Source organism: Methylobacterium isbiliense, from assembly GCF_022179325.1.
In the GTDB taxonomy this organism is placed as follows: domain Bacteria; phylum Pseudomonadota; class Alphaproteobacteria; order Rhizobiales; family Beijerinckiaceae; genus Methylobacterium; species Methylobacterium isbiliense.
The window spans coordinates 1-15,759 of the sequence record NZ_BPQQ01000028.1; the positions used below are offsets into that span (position 1 = coordinate 1).

Sequence of the window (15,759 nt, forward strand, 5' to 3'; positions counted from 1 at the left end):
CACACTCAAATCCGGATAGCCAAAATATCGGAAATGGTCGAGGCGAGGGCGGGCGAAGGTCCGCCCTTCGTCATGGGGAGGCTGGCTCGGGCAACTGCTCGCAATCCGAGGCCTCTGATTCAGGCTTCGGAGACGCCCGCCTTGGCGCCCGCGATCGTCGTCGGCAGCTTCGCGTCGGCGCAGAGGGGCAGGCCGGCGGGCCAGCGGAACGAGGTGATCTCGGAGCGCTTGAAGGCCGCGATGGTCCAGGCGTCCGACTGGTTGCCGCCCAGGCCGAACACGGTGTCCTTGTTGGCGCCGACCACGAAGAACACGTGCCCCTGCCACGAGGAGTTGCCCCGCCGCTTCGTGGCGATGCACCCGAGGACGGGCTCCTTGATGCCGACGCCCCAAGCCTCATAGCTGCGCGCCGCGAGGCTGCCCGACGGCTTGAAGCCGGCCCGCGCGAGCATGGCGCCCACCGCCGCGGCGCACCACGCCACTGAGTCCTGCTTGATCCCGGGGAAGCCAGCGTCCGCGAACAGCTTCACCACCCGCGGGTTGTTGGCGGCGCCCGCGCCTTCCTTCACGCCGAGCTCGGCCTCGGCCAGCACCAGCCACCCGGGCCTCTCCACCGGGTTGCGCCGCTCGGTGACGTCCACCTTCTGGAGCGCCGCCTGCGTCAGCGGCCCGGCGATGCCGTCCGCCACGAGGCCCGCCGCGCGCTGGAACGCGGTCACGGCGGCGATCGTCTTCGGTCCCGCGTCGCCATCTGCGCCGCCGGGTCCAAGGTCGTAGCCGCGCGCGATCAGCGCCCGCTGGATCTCAGTGACGACCATCAGGATCTCCTAAAGCCTATCCGCAGCAAAAGTGGTTTCCATCTCGCCGCAGGATTTTCGGGCGTGAGGATTGCCGACAACACCCGACAGCTTGCGCACCAATGAAATCCGCAATAGATATTGAGACTTCGCGATAGCCTGCCTGGCCCAAAATTATCCGGTGGAAGTAAATGTTCGCTAAGATTACGAGCCTCGGGGCGTGGTGCTCAACCGCACATCAAATCAAGGCGGCGGGCCTGAAAAGATCAAAGTCGCTGTTCGATTGGAACTTCACGCCCGTCAACACCACTCTCAATCTTATCGAGAATGACTTTCACGGCTTTTTCGAGCGCGAGCGCCTTCAGATTGTTCCCGACCGATACACGGTGCGGGAGGCGTCGGGCATGTACGTCCACCATATCTTTCCGCGTGACGTAGAGGGCCGCATTGACGCGGATCAGTTTGATGCCGCGTATCCTGCCGCGCGCGACACCGTTGCGGATCTGATCCAGGGGTGGCGCCAGGATTTAATCGACCCGGAGCCCCGCTTGTACGTCTGGGCGCTGACGCCGGAGTGGACGGTCGGCACGACGGCTCGCGCCGCCGCCGAGCGGTTCATGTCGCTGATCGGGGCTCGCGCCGCCCACCCGGCGACACTGCTCGTCGTGCAGGAGGAACGGTGGCACGAGCCGGATTGGGGACTGCCGAACGTCTTGCAGAGAGCGGTTCCGCCCTACGTCGGACCGGAGCACATGCGCTGGACAGGACACGAGGAAGGGTGGCGAGCCATCTTCGCCGGGCTCGCGCTGGCCCCCTCCCTGTCGCACGCGGCGTAAGTCACTCACGGGTTCAGGAGCGTGATGTACTTCCACCCGCCATTGATATAGACCCACAGTTTCTGCCCGCTGCTTGCGACGGCGAACGGCGCCGTCCCTCCGATCACAACAGGGGATCCTGTCGGGTCTCCGGGGATGACCGGCATGTAGGGGAACCCGGTTGTCGAGTTAGCTGGTAGAGACGGCCTGCCGAGAACAAGATTTCCCGTGCCATCATTATTGCCGATCAGTAGATTGTGCGTGGCGGTTGAGTTGTTGGTGATCTGATACGACGAGTTGGCCGAGACGTTGTTTGCGGCCATCGTGAGATAATCGACGCCCGAGCCGATGAGGATGCCGCCGACGTTCACGCCCCACTTGCCTGCGGGGCCGATGTGGTTGCCTGTCACGGTGATCCGTTGCAGGTTCGATCCCAGGACGATGCCGGCGCCGCCGTTGCCCGAGATCTGGTTTCCGGTGAGCTGCAATCCATCTACGGCCACAGCGCCAGTCGTATCGATGCCGATGCCGCTGTTGCCGTAGATTTCGCAGTTCGCCAGATGAACGCCCGATGTTACGCCGTTGATCTTGACACCGACACTGTTTGACGACGCCCACGAACCCGTCATCATCACATTTGTGATGGCCCGCGTGTTGTCCGGCCCGGCATCAAGCCACATCCCCGGACCTGTTGATGTGTCGAAATACGATGCGGTGATGATGAGCGACGTGATGACGAAGTTCGGGTTGGGCTTCACCCACAGGGGCGTGCCCATCTTCTGAAGCTGCGTGCCGGTGATGATGATGCCGGCGCCGCCCGTGATGTAAATGCCGGCTTTCGCATCCTGCCCGCCTGCATTCTCCATATAAGGCGCGTAGATGTCGCGCGCCTCGGCGGGGCCGTCTAACTGAATGCCTACGCCTGTCGCCGGCGCAATATTGGTGATCTTTGGGCGCCAGAAATTCGTTCGCCCACCCTTGCTATAGATGCCACTATGACCGCCACCGATCTCAAGATTTATGATTACGAGGTCCGCAGATCCGCCGGTCGTATTGTCATGGATGGCCCAAACCTGTGTGGCGGTGGGGGCGCCGTACTGCGCGATGCGAAATTCGGAAAATCTGTGATAGTTCTCTTCCAGCTCGAAAACGTTGAAGGTGCTCGATGTCGTGATGATTTGTGAGACGTGCTGACCCGCCCCGCGCACATGGATGATGGGCTTGCGCAGTCGGAGCGGGGCGGTGACGACGCACCCGCCCTGCGGCAGCCAGACATCCCCCCCGTAGGTCGGATGGACCGCGTCTAGCGCGGCTTGAATAGCGACCGTGTCATCGGTGGCATAGTCGCACTTCGCGCCGTGGTCCTTGACGTTGATGATGTCGAGGAGGCGTTGGGCCGCCGATCGGGCAACGCCGCCGGTCCTCGGCACCGTAACGGACAGGGGAGAGCCGTCGCATGTCGAGCCGGCGGCGCAGGTGATGCCGCCGCCGAGGCGTAGGCTCTTGGCCGTGATCGGCGGGGTCTTGGCCGGATCTACCTGCGCCAGGACGGGAGAGGCGGCGAGTAGTGCCGCCAGGAGAAGGAGGAAGCGCATCAGGTGTTCGTCCCGGTGATCGCGAGGGTGTAGCCGCCGGAGGCGTCGCCCATCCGCCAGGGCTGACCAGGGCCGAGGCCGTCCGGTGATGTCGGAAGAGAGAGGACCCAGGCCGTGACCAAGGCGCCGATGCCGGTCTTGTCGGCCTTCAGCGCCAGGGCGGCATCGACAGCCGCCGCGTCGGCCTTGTTCGTCGCCAGCTTCCCGAGCGTGTCGTTTGCCGTGGCAACGCCGCCGCGCACAGTCGAGACGGCATTGGCCTCCGCCGCATTGGCTTTCGCCGTGGCGTCCGACGCGGCTGTCGAGATGGCCGCCGTCCGAGCCGTGTCGGCCTTGGTCGTCGCGTCGTTGGCCGCAGCGCTGATCGCCGCATCCCGGGCAGTGTTCGCCTTGCTCGTCGCATCCGCAGCCGCGGCTGAGATTGCAGCGTCCCGGGCGCTGTCCGCTTTCGCCGTGGCGTCCAAACCCGCCGTCGTGATCGCGTAGCTCTGAGCGGCGGTCGCCTTGGTCGTCGCGTCGGAGGCGGCCGTGTTGATGGCTGCGGCCCGCGCCGCGTCGGCCTTCGTCGTCGCGTCGGCGGCGGCGGCACTGATGGCCGCGCTCTGCGCGTTGGCGGCCTTGGTGCTGGCGTCCGTCGCCGCGGCAGCGATGGCGGCCGCCTGTGCATTGCTCGCCTTCGTGGAGGCGTCGGTGGCCGCGGCAGAGATCGCCGCCGCCTGCGCGGCGCTCGCTTTCGTCGTGGCATCCGTCGCTGCTGCCGAGATGGCCGCAACTCGGGCGGCCTCGGCCTTTGCTGTCGCGTCCGCGGCCGCCGCCGAGATGGCGTTCGCCTGGGCTGCGCTCGCCTTCGAACTCGCGTCCGTCGCAGCGGCCGTGATGGCGTCGGACTCAGCCGCATCCGCCTTGCTGGTGGCGTCCAGTGCCGCGGCCTCGATCGCAGCATCGCGCGCGGCTTCGGCCTGGGTGGCAGCATCGGCCGCAGCGGCTGTGATAGCGGCGTCGCGGGCCGCATTGGCTTTCGCGCTGGCATCCGTGGCAGCAGCCGCGATGGCCGCGGCCTGGGCCGCGCTGGCCTTCGTGGCGGCATCTGCGGCCGCAGTGGCGACGGTCTGCGCATCACCGGCCGTCAGGGCGTCGGACAGGCCCTTGAAGGTCTTGCGCCCCGCCGGCGCGCCGCCGTCGAGCGCTGCGATCTTGGCGTCGGTGTAGCTCTTGGCCTCTGCCGTAGAGGCACCGCCGCCCACGTCCGTCACGATGACGTCGACGGTCACCGCCACATCGCTCACCGTGAGGTCGAGCATCTGCAGGCCCGGCCCCGGCTTCGGCGCCGCGATGCCCGTCACCGTGCCGGTCAGATACGTCTTGCGCTGGAGCGTGGACGGATAGCGGATCAGGTCGAAGGTGCCGACCCGGCCGAGCGCGATCTTGCTGGCTTCCTCCAGCGTGAGCGCGCGGCGCAGGACGGTCTGGTCTTCCGTGCTGTCGAGGATCAGCCCGGCCGGCGAGGTGTCGTCGGTACGCGCTGAGATCGTAAGCGCCCCCGACTTCAGCACGAGGCCAAACACTTCCCCCGGTCCAAGCACGAGCGGCGCCTTCTCGGAGCCGTTCATGGTCCACAGCCTGAAGATGAGCGGCGTCGTGTCCCCCTTTTCGAGGACAAGATCGGTGCGGGCAGGCTGCATGATGTCTACTCCGCCGCTGCCGCTGCTTCCGTCATCTGCCGGAAGATTTCGGTCGGCATTTCCATGACGCGCGGCGGCTCAGAGCCCTCCACGACGTAGCGAACCGTGCCGAACTGATCGCTCAGCACGACGTAGACGGCCGCCGCCGGATCGCCCGGCATGACGAAGCGCTGGTCGCGGGCCAGATCAGGTTGCTTCTCAATGGCCATCGCGGCGCCCTCACGAGATGACGTTGGAGAGTTCGGTCGCGCTGAGAGCGCGCGGGAAGTAGACCACGCGGCGCAGAATGCCGTTGAGCTGCGAGCCGCCGTTGTAGTGCCCGAGATCGAGCGTGGTCAGACCGGATGGCACGGCGCCCGAAGCGGTCAGAGCAGAGCCATAGATGTAGTCGTTGCCGCCGCCCAACTTGACGCCGACCCACCCGGCGCCGGAATACGAGAAGCCGGCGCGCACCGAACCGAATTGCGGCGCCCCGTACATCGTCATTCCGAGACCAGGGGCGCTTACCGCAATCGCGGGTCCGAATTGACTGCGGGACAGACCCATGACGCCGCCGCCGTTATTGCGCACAGCCAGGATCTGTTGGTCTGCAAACGGGGAAGCGTTGGTGATGATCTCAGCGAAGAAAGAGCCTTCCAGCGGATTGAACCAATCACCCATTGGCAAGGAGGCCGTCTCGGCCGCCCGCGTCAGGCCCGTCGCGTCGGACCGGATCAGGGAGGTGGCGGCATCCCGCGCTTCGAGAGACGCCGCGAGCAGATCATAGCCAGTGGTCGGATCGGACGGCCACCGCCGCAGGCCGACCGCCAAGCCCGAATTGCCGTTGGTGTTGTAAGCTCCAATGATGCAGCGCCACGAATTGCCGGGCGCCGGGAGCATGCCGTAGTACACGCCGGATGCTGACACGACGCGACCGAGCACCAAGTCGAAAACGACACTGCCGCCCTGGTCGCCTGATCCACCAGCGAGATAAACATTGATCTCGATGTATCGAGCGCCGCCCAGGACCGCGCGGGCCACGAAACTTGCGGTGTACGCGGCTGCTCCCGTGGCGATGCCGACTGTTCTGCTGATCGACCCCGGCGTGGCGCCGTTGTCCACGACGCGAGTGCCCGAGTTGATCCCGGAGAGGCCAGACACCGACGTCGAGAACAGCGACACGCCCGACTTGCCCCACACCCCATCGGTGAAGGTCTCGGTCCGGCTCCACATGTCGGTCGATCCTGGCTCGATCAGGAGGCCGAGCGGCAGCCCCGAGTGCGGGTCGTAGGCAAGGCGCATCTCATCCGCGGTCGCCTGCCGAAGCAACCCGCCGATGTCATAGTTCCACGCCGCGCTCTCGCGATCGAAAGCAAGAGCCGCCTCGACGGCAGACTTGGACTTGCCGACGAGCGCCTGCCCGGTGACAAAATTCAAATCGAGCGACGCGCTGGCCGGCGTCAGCGCGCCGAGGCGCCCGAGAGCTACCATTGAAAATACTCCGAATGAACTTGGGTCAGGCCGCGATCAGGCGCGAGAACTGCACGGACCAATTATGCTGCTGGCCGCCGCCAACGATGGAGACGTGCGCCGCGCTGTCCCGCACGCACCCGCGGGCGCCCGTGAGCGGGCCGTCGTTCGTGTCCGCGTTGTCGTTGTCGCGGCGCTGCGCATAGTTGACGCGCAGATAACGAGAGGTTGGCGCCACGGCGAGGTCAATGTTGAGACGCGGCGCCCCAAGGAACTGCGTTGAAGGAACTGCGACGGAGACGGACGAGATCGGCACGACATTGCCCAAGTCGTCGTACACCCAGAAGCCGTAGCCGCCTCCGGTGCCGTTCGGAGCCGCAGCCGCGCCCGAGACGGCAATGACGTTGCCGGAGGTGTCGAGCACCAGGGGCTCCACGGGCACGCGGAACGTGGCACAGAGGCGGGCCGCGACGCCGTTCGGCGGGGTCGCGCGCCAGACGTCGATAGGGGTCAGCGCCGGAGAGCGGGCCGAGCCGTACTGCCGCATGAACACCGCGCGCGCGAACATCTGGCCCATTTCGTATGCGCCCCGGCTCGTCTTGTGGATGTGATCGGCCGAGTTGACGGCAAACGAATACGTTGGCCCCACGAGACAGATGAGAGGATTGCACGCCGCGGCGCGGATCTGGGCCTCTTGCAGCCGCTGATAGACTGTCGCGTCCCACGGGTTGATGTGGTTGGTCTGCGAGACGTAGAGGATGACAGGCTCGGTCTGGCCCGTGATCGCTTGGATACGCGCCTGCAGCCTCTGCTGGAGCTGGTGCAGCATCAAGTCGTAATGGTCGCCCCAACCGGCCGAAACGTCATTCTCGCCCTGTATCCAGAGCACGCCCGGCACGACGAGGCGACTACCCTTGAGGCGCTGCTGCTGATACGCCTGATGGATTGACCGCATTGCGAAGGTGAACTGCTCGGAACCTTCGGTGAGCTGGTAGTAGCTTCGCCCTCCAAGGGCCGAGATGAAGCTCGCGATGCGGAAGTTGTTGTTGGGGATCGCGGCATCCAGGTCGCGGATCAGGTGGCTCGCAAAGCCGCTGGCAATCGTTTCGTACTCAACGATGTCAACCCCTTCCCGCATGTCGATGAGATCGGAGAGCGAGCCGTAGGTATGCAGGCCTCCCGCCGGCATGAGCTGCCGGCCAGGGTAGGCGGTGGTGGTGGAGATGACCGCGCCAGTGGTGGCGCCGACCGCGAGCGACTGACCCAAGATCGGATAGAGCGCGATCGTGCTGGCAGCGTCGGGAATGACGATGCTGCGGGCGCGGGCCTCGTCTATCGCGAATGCGGTCGGCACAGGCCCCTTGGTGGACACGTCCAGTTGCGACAGCAGTCCGAGCGCGGTGCGTGACTGCGTGCGCGCGAGGATGGCCTCTGCCAGTTGCGCCCGTGCGAGTTCGGCCGCGTCGGCCGCCTGCCGGTCCGTTGTCTCCTGCGTGATCTGCGCGGCGAGTTCCGCCACGAAGTTCGGATCGACGCCGGCCAACCCCGCCAGATAGGCGACGAACACCTCGATCGGCTGGCGCCGAAGCACCATGACGCCACCGCCCAGATCGACGTGCCCCAGCACCTCGCGCAGGTTGCTGTTGTTCAGTTCGAGGTTGGTGGAGCGGATACCATCGGCCATGCGGCGAATCCCAGGACTGGAGAGGGCGCTCGGAAGCGACCCGGTCAGAGACGGTGCGGAGAGAGGCGGTGCGGGGTCAGGAGACGGTCACGTCGACCGGGCCGACAGGGACGCTCTCGATGGGGTCGTCCAGGCTGTCGAGCGCGACCGCCCAGAAGCGATAGGGGCCGCTGATGTGCCCGCTGAAGTCCACGGTCAGCGGCACGTTCGGGCCGCTGGCGACCGGCTCTCGGAATTTCGAGGCGGAGGAGAACGGCAGCGAGGAGTTGTACGTGGCGTAGAACTGGACGCCGACGGTCTGCGGGCTCGGCCCGCTCGTGACGCGCAGGCGGATCACCCCGGGGGCGGGGGACTCCGCGGACAGGTTCTCCGGCGGCGAGGGGGCATCTGGGTCGGTTGCGGCGACCACGTGGGTGAGGGGCGCCGTCCAGTCGCCGGCCGCGCCGTTCGTCCCGACCGCCCGGCCCTGCAACTCGACCTCGTCGCCACGATCGTAGCCCGGCAGCACCACCGCGCCCGCGGCGGCGGCCGCTGTCGTCGTGCTGTAGGCCCCACCGCTGCCGAGCGGTCGGTGCTGCACCTGGAACGAGGCGACGGGCAGCGTCTCGGCCGGGTTGGCGCGGAGCAGCACCACCACCGGGAACGGGTTCTCCGGCGTGGCGGCATCGGCCGCCAGTCGACCGGACTGGATCTCGTCTATGATCGGCACCAGCGGCGCGCCGGCCGGCTCCTGCGCCTCGCCGCCGGCGCGGCCGCTCCACGGCGGCGGGATCTCGGCATCGACCAGCGCCTCGATCTCCGGCGCGTGGTCGATCAGCGTGAGGCGGGCCGTGAGGTCGGTCATGGCCTCAATGCCCTTCACCGTGACCGCGAAGGATTCCCGCGCTGCCGGGCCGAAGAAAGCGAGGTTGCCCGCGGCCGGAGCATCGCCCGCGCCGGTGAGCGTGACGGACTGCGTCTCGCCGGGCACCGTAGCAATCGTGCGCAGGAGGCTCGATCCGTCGGCGCGCCGGAAGCGGATGGCGTAGGATCCGCCCTCCTCCATCTCGACCACATCGTCCAGCCACACGGTCGATCCCGACACGGACCGCACGCGAGCCGCTCGCATCGTCCGGTCGAGGACGTCATGCGAGAGTTGCGCGCGGTCGCCGCGCGAGACCTGCAGCGCCTCGAAATCCTGGTTCACCACATGGGTGTCGCGGCGGTAGAGCATCTCGTAGCCGCGGCGCTTGCCCTCCCGCCAGACCTGATCCGGGCTCGTCACGCCGGGCAGGTCGAGCTTCTCGGTGATCGTGACCGGCCCGGTGTGGCCCGGCAGCGGCACGATGCGCTCCGCCCGCGCGAAGGCATTCGTCTCGTCCAAGAACGAGATCCGGAAGGCGTGCGGCAGGATCACATAGGGCCGCTCGCCCTGGTAGCCCCACGAGTTCCGCGGCGAGATGTGCGCCGTCACCGTGTCGAGCGCCCGGTCGATCACCACGCCCCAGGCCGTGCCGCTGTCGTGCGGGCTCGCGCGCCCGGCCGCCGCGATGTCGGAGAGCACGTCGAGGACGGAAGCCTCGTAGTTGTGCACCCGGTTGTAGGTGAGCCCCTTGGCCACACAGAAGGCGTGCCAGTCCTGCAGCGCCGCCACCTCGTCCACGGTGAACGGGTAGGTGATCGCCGGGCCGGTGAGCACGTGGCGGAACAGCGAGGCCGGGTTGTTGGTCTCGCGCGGGGTCCACGTGCCGGAGTCCGCGTCCCAATCCGGGCAGATGGACACCACGTCGCCGTTGAGCGCGTCGAGCATGCCGTTGAGCTGCCCGGTCGCGCGGATCCGGACGTCCGTCGTGACCAGCGGCTTGTCGAAGTCGATCGGGTACTCGGGCCGGAACGAGCGCAGCACCGACCAGACCGTGCGGCCGTGGCGCTGCACCTCCTTCTTGGCTTGGTCCGCCTCGTCCCAATCGATGGTGGTGCGCAGCAACTCGATCTCGTACCGCCCACGCTCGGGAAACGTGATCGGGATCGTGCGGGTGAGCGCGCTCGCCTTCTTGGAGGTGATCGAGATGGCTGGACCCGCGGTCCAGGCATCGGTCCCGCTCCGGCGGTAGCGGCAGGTCAGGGCAACCGTGAAGTTCTGGTAAGCGCCATCCTTGTTCACGGCGAAGATGCCGCCCGGGGCCGTGATGTCGATCTCGCAGCCGGTGCAGTCCGAGGCCGTGGTCCGGATCTGCGGGCCGCCGGTCGGCACCGCTGGCGTCTTCAGTTCGACGGACAGCGCCTCCTCGATGACCTGCTTCGTGTAGAGCGTGTGCGGCGGCTCGTCCGGCAGCCCATAGCGGGTCTCAATCTGCACATCTGCGAAGCGCTCGATGGGCGTCTCGCCGATGCGGAGGTTGCGGATGACGAGCGGCGCGTAGCCCCACAGGAACTTCGCGACCACGAAGCGCTCGTCGCCCACCGCCTGCGTGTAAGGCGTGGCGGCGTAGACCGGCGCGACCCGGATCTTGCCGAGGATCAGCGGCACCGGCGCGTCGGGCGTCAGCTGGTTCTGGAAGCCCTGGATCGCGTAGGTGGGCTTGTTCTGCGCGTCCTGGCGCGGCGGCACCAGGGCGTTGACGAGGAGCGTGCCGGCGAGCAGCGCCGTGCCGGTGATGAGGCCCTGCGCCAGCGAGTTGCCGATGCCGAGGGCGCCCGCAAGCGCTGGGGCGTAGAACTGGCCCAGCGCCAGCGCGCCGACCGTCACCGCGATCGACAGCACGTTGCGCATGATGTCGCCCTGCGGCACAGGGCGGATCACGAGCTGCGCGCCGGGCTTCGGGCGGACCTGCGCCCAGATGGCCGGGATCACCTCCTGCTCGCCGATGGTGACGCGCAGGAGCGCACGGTGAGCCGGCAGGAGCGCCGGGTAGGCGCGCGTGACGATGTCCGCGATGCTGCAGCCGGGCGCCACCGTCAGGGCGTGCCGGCGCGAGGCGTCGAAGACGCTGTCGAGCGCGAGGACCGAAACGTCAGGCGGCACGGGCGCGCTCCATCATCTCGGCGTGCCGGTAGATGCCGGACAGACGGTGCGCCCAGCGGCCGGCGCGGTAGTCCACAATGGCGCTGTCCTGCCCGTGCGTGATGTGCAGCATGCGCCCGGGGCCGCAGATGAGGCCCACGTGGGCGTCGAGGCCGGCGACGGCGAACACGGCCACATCGAGATCGCGGGCGTCCTCCAGTGCCACCGGCGCCCAGGCCGGCCCGGAGGTCGCGCCGCGGATGATCGCCTGCACCTCGGCTTGCTCGGCTGAGCACGCGAACCGGTCGCCGTAGGAGGGCAGGACGATGCCGGCCAGGTCGCGGTAGACGATCTGGCATAGCCCCCAGCACGAGACGCCCGCGCGCGTGTCGCCCTTCTCCAGCCAGGGCAGGCCGACGTAGCTGGTGCTCCAGTGGTCCTGCATTGGCCTACCTGAAGAGACCCGGGAAGCGAGCCTTGGTCATCCGCCCGGCCGGCATCGGCTCGGACGTCAGCGGCTCGCGCGAGATGTCGAGGGGGACCTGGGAGGCGTCCCAGGATCCGCGGATGCCGCGGAGGTTGGTGTAGCGGGCCTCGACCACGTCCGGCGTGTCCGCCATGACGATGGTGAGGTCGACGTAGACCGGGTCGAGGATCGCCCGCAGCGGCGCGACCATGTCCCGGGTCACGTTGGCGAACACGAGTGTGGTCTTGGGCGCGGTCCGGTCCTGATCGTCGGGCCAGATGGCCGACATCTGGATGAACTCGTAGACGTTTCCGCCGTGACGGAAGCCGTAGACGAGGGGTTCGGTCGAGACGCGCACCGTCCAGTCCGTGGCGAGCCGGAGGGGCGTCACAAGCGTGCTGTGGCGGATCTCCGTCAGCACCACCGGCACCTGATCCGTGCAAGGCGCATTCACCGCCTGCCGGGCGTTCAGGCTGATGAGGCGGGGCATCAGGGCAGCACGGCGAGTTGCATGTTGACCTGCATCAGCAGGCCGGTGACGGGGATCTGCGTCGGCACCGTCTCGCCGAACAGGCAGAGCCACCACGCCGTGTTGAGGAGCGGCCGGCCCTGGTCGTCGAGCAGCACGACACCATCGTCGGTGAGCAGCGGGCGGCCGTCACGGCGCGGGTCGGGGAGAAAGAAGGGCAGCGAGCCGCCGGCGATCTCCTCCTCGAAGAACCGCTCGAACCGCGCGACGTCGTCTTCGGACCCCCGCCAGGACAGCGTGACCGGCTTGACGACGGCGGAGAAGCGTCGGCGCACTTTCGGCGGACCGGCATCCATCGGCGTGCGGAGCCGCCCATCGCCGAAGCCAAAGGATGAATCGGCCGCCCGGAAGCGCTGCGGGAGGTCGGCGGGCCAGACGGGGATCATCGGACGGCGACCGTCGGCTGAGCGCGGGCTTGGCGCATCTGCGGGCTATTCCACGTCCCCGCCACGAGCTCGCTCACCACGATCTCCGGGCGCCGCGGGTCGGCGGTCGGCCGCATCGTGACCTGTGCGTTCGGCACCTGGTTGATGATGTTCGGGGCGAGCACGACCTGGGGCGGCGGGTTCGAGTTGGCGGCGCCCATCAGCTGAACCGGCACGAAGCGGTTGCCGGAGAGCGGAATGACTGCCTCGCGCTGACCGGGCTCCTCGCCCGCAAGCGATGGTCCGCTTGTCACGCCGCCCTCCGCGAACTTCGGCAGCGCCGCGCCGCCGAGGATCGACGCGAGGCCGGAGAGCAGCCCGCCCCCGCTCGACCCCGAGCCGCCCATCAGCCCGCCGAGGATGCTGGAGATGACCCGGTCCGACGCGAGGGTCAGGAAGCGGTCGGCGATTCGGCCGGTCAGGTTGCCGATCGACGAGACCAGCGAGACGCCCTGACGCGCGTCGGTCAGGAACCCCGAGAGCGCGCCGTTGGCCGCCGACTTGATCTCGCGGAAGCCGGCGGTCATCTGCTCGGTCGCGATGATGCTCTGCGCGGCGGCCGAATCCGTGTCGCCAACGACGGACCGGGCGCGCGAGAAGGCGGCGGCCGTCGCCGAGTCCCGCCCGAGCTGATCGCGCTCGAACCCGGAGTCGAGGCCGTACTGGAGCATCCGCTGTCCCGAAATGATCCGGGCGCGCTCCGCCGCTTCCGCCCGGAGCGAGGCGGCGTATTCCTTCGAGACGTCTACTCCGCGCCCCTGCTCGCGGATGATAGCCTGTTGGGCTTCCGTGCGGGCGCGCAGGCCCTCGGCGTCGCGCCCGTTGGCCTCCGTCGCAAGCCGGAGCGCTTCGGCGTCCTGGCGGATCGCCGTGCGCCGCTCGCGCTCGGCCGAGACGAGATCGCCGGCCTCAGGGCGACGCTGAAGCACTTCCGCGATGAAGCCTCGGGTCTCGGCGGGGAAGCGCGTCACGTCGCCACCGACCCTGTTCACGCGACCTTGGCCCCAGTTCCAATCGCCAATCGCGAGCGCTTCGTTCCCATTGCGCGCGTCGAGGCGCTCACGAAGCATACGTGCGGCGCCGAAGGCGGAGCTCGTGAAGTCGCGAGGGTTGACACCCATGGCGGCGGCAGTCTCGGGCATGAACTGGAACGGCCCGATCGCGCCTGCGGGACTGAGCGTTCTGCCGCTGATCACATCCGGTCTGAACCGCGACTCCCGCCGGAAGATAGATGCGAGGAAATCCGGCTCAAGGCCTTGGCTGACCGCCGCATCGTAAACCGTGTTTCGGTACTGCTCGGGCACGTCACGGATACTGGTCCCGTAACGGCCAGCAGATCGATAGGTCTGCTGGCGCGTCGTGTCGTTGCCGAGGTCGCGGATCCGCTGAAGCGCCTCCCGCTCGGCGACGGCGCGCAAGGATTCCTCGCGCGCGTTGGCGATCGCCTGGAGCTCGCGCGGGCCCAGGTTGTCGTTGGCGAGCTGCGGGTTGAACCGCTCCAGCACCGTATCCCGGGTCGCGTTCGGGTCGAGCCCGCGGTTTATGAGCGCCTGCCGATAGGCCTCCTCGCGCTCGGCGACCGAACGGGCCGGCCCCGCCATCGTCGCGGTCCGGTTCTGCAATTCGGCCGCGCGCACGGCGGCCGCGGTGCCCGCGTCGCCGAAGCGCTCGACGTCCATCCGCAGCGCCATCGCCTGCCGGCTGATCCTCTCGAACGCCGCCTCGGTCGCCGCGAGCGCGGAGGCATCGAGGCCCCACTTGATCGGGTCGGAGATCGCCGCGCGCAGCTTCTGAGCTTGGTTCGTCAGGTCGCGCAATTGCTCGCCGGCCGGGTCGAGCGAGCGCCGCAGGTTGCCGATCTCGATCGAGTTGAGATTGGCCTGAACCTGCTGCGTGCGGCGGTTGCGGTCGTCGCGCTGCATCCGCAGCTGGTCGACCTCGGCCTGGATCTGGGCTTGAAGCGACGAGGCGGGCCCGAACAGCCCGGGCCGGGCGTTGTTGCGGCTGACGTTGCCCAGGCGCGCCTCCGCGTTGGCGAGCTGCTCGTCGAGCGAGCCGCCGGTCACCGCGCGGTCGACGGCCTGCCCGATGCGATCCCATGTGTCGGAGACCGCCGTGCCGGCGGCTTGGGTCAGCCTCGCCCAGCCGGTCGTCAGTTCGCTCGCGCGGGCGAGCGAGCCATTCATGGCGTCGATGAGGATCCGCTGCGCGCCGAGCCGGTTGCCCTGCGCCGCGAGCGTCTCGATGTTGCGCTGCTGCGTGTCGTTGAGGATCCCGAGCCGCTGGTTCAACTCCGCGGCACCCTTCGCGGGATCCGCGAACGCCTTGGCGAGATCGCCGCCGGCCGCCTCAAGATCCTGCCCCGTCGTCGCGGCATAGTCCCGGGTCCGGCGGATCAGGTCTTCGAGGACGTCGCCGCTGATCTTGCCCGTCGCCGCATAGGTGCCGGCAAGGCCCCGCGCGGCGCGCTCGGAGATCCCCGAGGCGGCGGCGGCGGCGGTCGCGGCCGCGTTGAGGCTCGCGACCGCCTCTCCCGAGGCGCGGCCCGCCCCCGCGAGGCTGCGCGCGAGTTCGGTCTGGCTTGCTGAGTATGACTGCTGCGCCGAGACGGCGACGAGCACCGCGCCGGCAAAGCCCGTCATCGCGCCGGCCGCGCTCGCGATGAAGCCGGCGGCCCGGGACGCGCCGGTCGCGATCGCGCCGAAGACGTCCGCGCCGGAGAGGCCGTTCGGCCCCATGAAGCTCTGGGCGATCTGCGGCCCCTGCTGGAGCGCGATCCGCCCGAGCCCGCCGCCCGAGGCGAGCGAGGCGATGACATCGCCGCCCTGGAAGGCGAGGTTCTGCAACTGGAAGGCCCGGCCGTTGTCATTCGCGACGGACGCGCGGCCCGGCCCGGGCGCCATCGGCACGCCGCCGGTGCTCGACAGTCCCCCGAGCGCCGCGCTCGCACGCCGGTTGAGATCGAACGACTGCACGGCCTGCCGTCCGGCCTCGCCGTAGGCGCGCCACTGCGCGGCCGCGCGCTTGACGGCCTCGGCCTCGCGATCGATCTCGGTCGCGACGCGAGGCGCGCGCGCAACGAACTGGTCGACGGCGCCGCTCGCGGCTCGCACCTGGGTTCCGAGATCGGAGTAGGACCGGCCCGCCGCCGAGAGCGCGACGACGGTGTTGCGGGTCGCGGCCGCAAGCCGGTCCGCGCCGCCTTGCAGGCCTGCTGCGCCGGCCTCCGCACGGCCGGCGGCCTCCGCCATATCGTCCATGGCGGTAGACGCCTCGACCAGCGGGCGGCTATCGATCGCAAATCCGAGGGAGGCCAGGTCAGCCGTCATGCAAC

At 68.5% G+C, this 15,759-nt stretch carries 12 protein-coding genes; 1 reads left to right on the forward strand and 11 read right to left on the reverse strand.

Annotation, left to right across the window (positions count from 1 at the left end):
- Positions 1–119: 119 nt before the first annotated feature.
- The gene (locus tag MFF61_RS12300; RefSeq protein ID WP_238235417.1) at positions 120–818 is read right to left on the reverse strand and encodes an NlpC/P60 family protein; all 699 of its coding nucleotides are present in this window, start codon (positions 816–818) and stop codon (positions 120–122) included.
- Positions 819–988: 170 nt separating this feature from the next.
- On the opposite strand from MFF61_RS12300, the gene MFF61_RS12305 reads away from it, so the two are divergent.
- A complete protein-coding gene (locus tag MFF61_RS12305) occupies positions 989–1,633 on the forward strand; it encodes a DUF1796 family putative cysteine peptidase (RefSeq protein ID WP_238235418.1) in 645 nt (214 codons plus the stop codon).
- Between the two features lie 5 nt (positions 1,634–1,638).
- Here the strand turns inward: MFF61_RS12305 and MFF61_RS12310 are convergent, their stop codons facing one another.
- From MFF61_RS12310 to MFF61_RS12355, 10 genes are all read right to left on the reverse strand, one after another.
- Positions 1,639–3,207, reverse strand: a complete 1,569-nt coding sequence (locus MFF61_RS12310) for a right-handed parallel beta-helix repeat-containing protein (RefSeq protein ID WP_238235419.1) — start codon at positions 3,205–3,207, stop codon at positions 1,639–1,641.
- On the reverse strand, positions 3,207–4,889 hold the full coding sequence (locus MFF61_RS12315) for a hypothetical protein (RefSeq protein WP_238235420.1): 1,683 nt from the start codon (positions 4,887–4,889) through the stop codon (positions 3,207–3,209). Before MFF61_RS12315 ends, MFF61_RS12310 begins: the two co-directional genes overlap by 1 nt.
- A gap of 5 nt (positions 4,890–4,894) precedes the next feature.
- Positions 4,895–5,098, reverse strand: a complete 204-nt coding sequence (locus tag MFF61_RS12320; protein WP_238235421.1) for a hypothetical protein — start codon at positions 5,096–5,098, stop codon at positions 4,895–4,897.
- Between the two features lie 10 nt (positions 5,099–5,108).
- The gene (locus MFF61_RS12325) at positions 5,109–6,359 is read right to left on the reverse strand and encodes a phage head spike fiber domain-containing protein (protein ID WP_238235422.1); all 1,251 of its coding nucleotides are present in this window, start codon (positions 6,357–6,359) and stop codon (positions 5,109–5,111) included.
- A 25-nt stretch (positions 6,360–6,384) separates the two neighbouring features.
- Complete coding sequence (locus MFF61_RS12330; RefSeq protein WP_238235423.1) at positions 6,385–8,022, reverse strand: sialate O-acetylesterase; 1,638 nt, start codon at positions 8,020–8,022, stop codon at positions 6,385–6,387.
- Between the two features lie 76 nt (positions 8,023–8,098).
- Positions 8,099–11,026: a TipJ family phage tail tip protein gene (gpJ, locus tag MFF61_RS12335; RefSeq protein WP_238235424.1), complete on the reverse strand. Its 2,928-nt coding sequence runs from the start codon at positions 11,024–11,026 to the stop codon at positions 8,099–8,101.
- Positions 11,016–11,450: an NlpC/P60 family protein gene (locus MFF61_RS12340; protein WP_238235425.1), complete on the reverse strand. Its 435-nt coding sequence runs from the start codon at positions 11,448–11,450 to the stop codon at positions 11,016–11,018. Before MFF61_RS12340 ends, gpJ begins: the two co-directional genes overlap by 11 nt.
- Before the next feature lie 4 nt (positions 11,451–11,454).
- Complete coding sequence (locus MFF61_RS12345; RefSeq protein ID WP_238235426.1) at positions 11,455–11,961, reverse strand: DUF1833 domain-containing protein; 507 nt, start codon at positions 11,959–11,961, stop codon at positions 11,455–11,457.
- A complete protein-coding gene (locus tag MFF61_RS12350; protein WP_238235427.1) occupies positions 11,961–12,386 on the reverse strand; it encodes a hypothetical protein in 426 nt (141 codons plus the stop codon). The genes MFF61_RS12345 and MFF61_RS12350 overlap by 1 nt, the downstream gene beginning before the upstream one ends.
- Positions 12,383–15,754: a phage tail length tape measure family protein gene (locus MFF61_RS12355; protein WP_238235428.1), complete on the reverse strand. Its 3,372-nt coding sequence runs from the start codon at positions 15,752–15,754 to the stop codon at positions 12,383–12,385. Before MFF61_RS12355 ends, MFF61_RS12350 begins: the two co-directional genes overlap by 4 nt.
- Between the last annotated feature and the right edge of the window lie 5 nt (positions 15,755–15,759).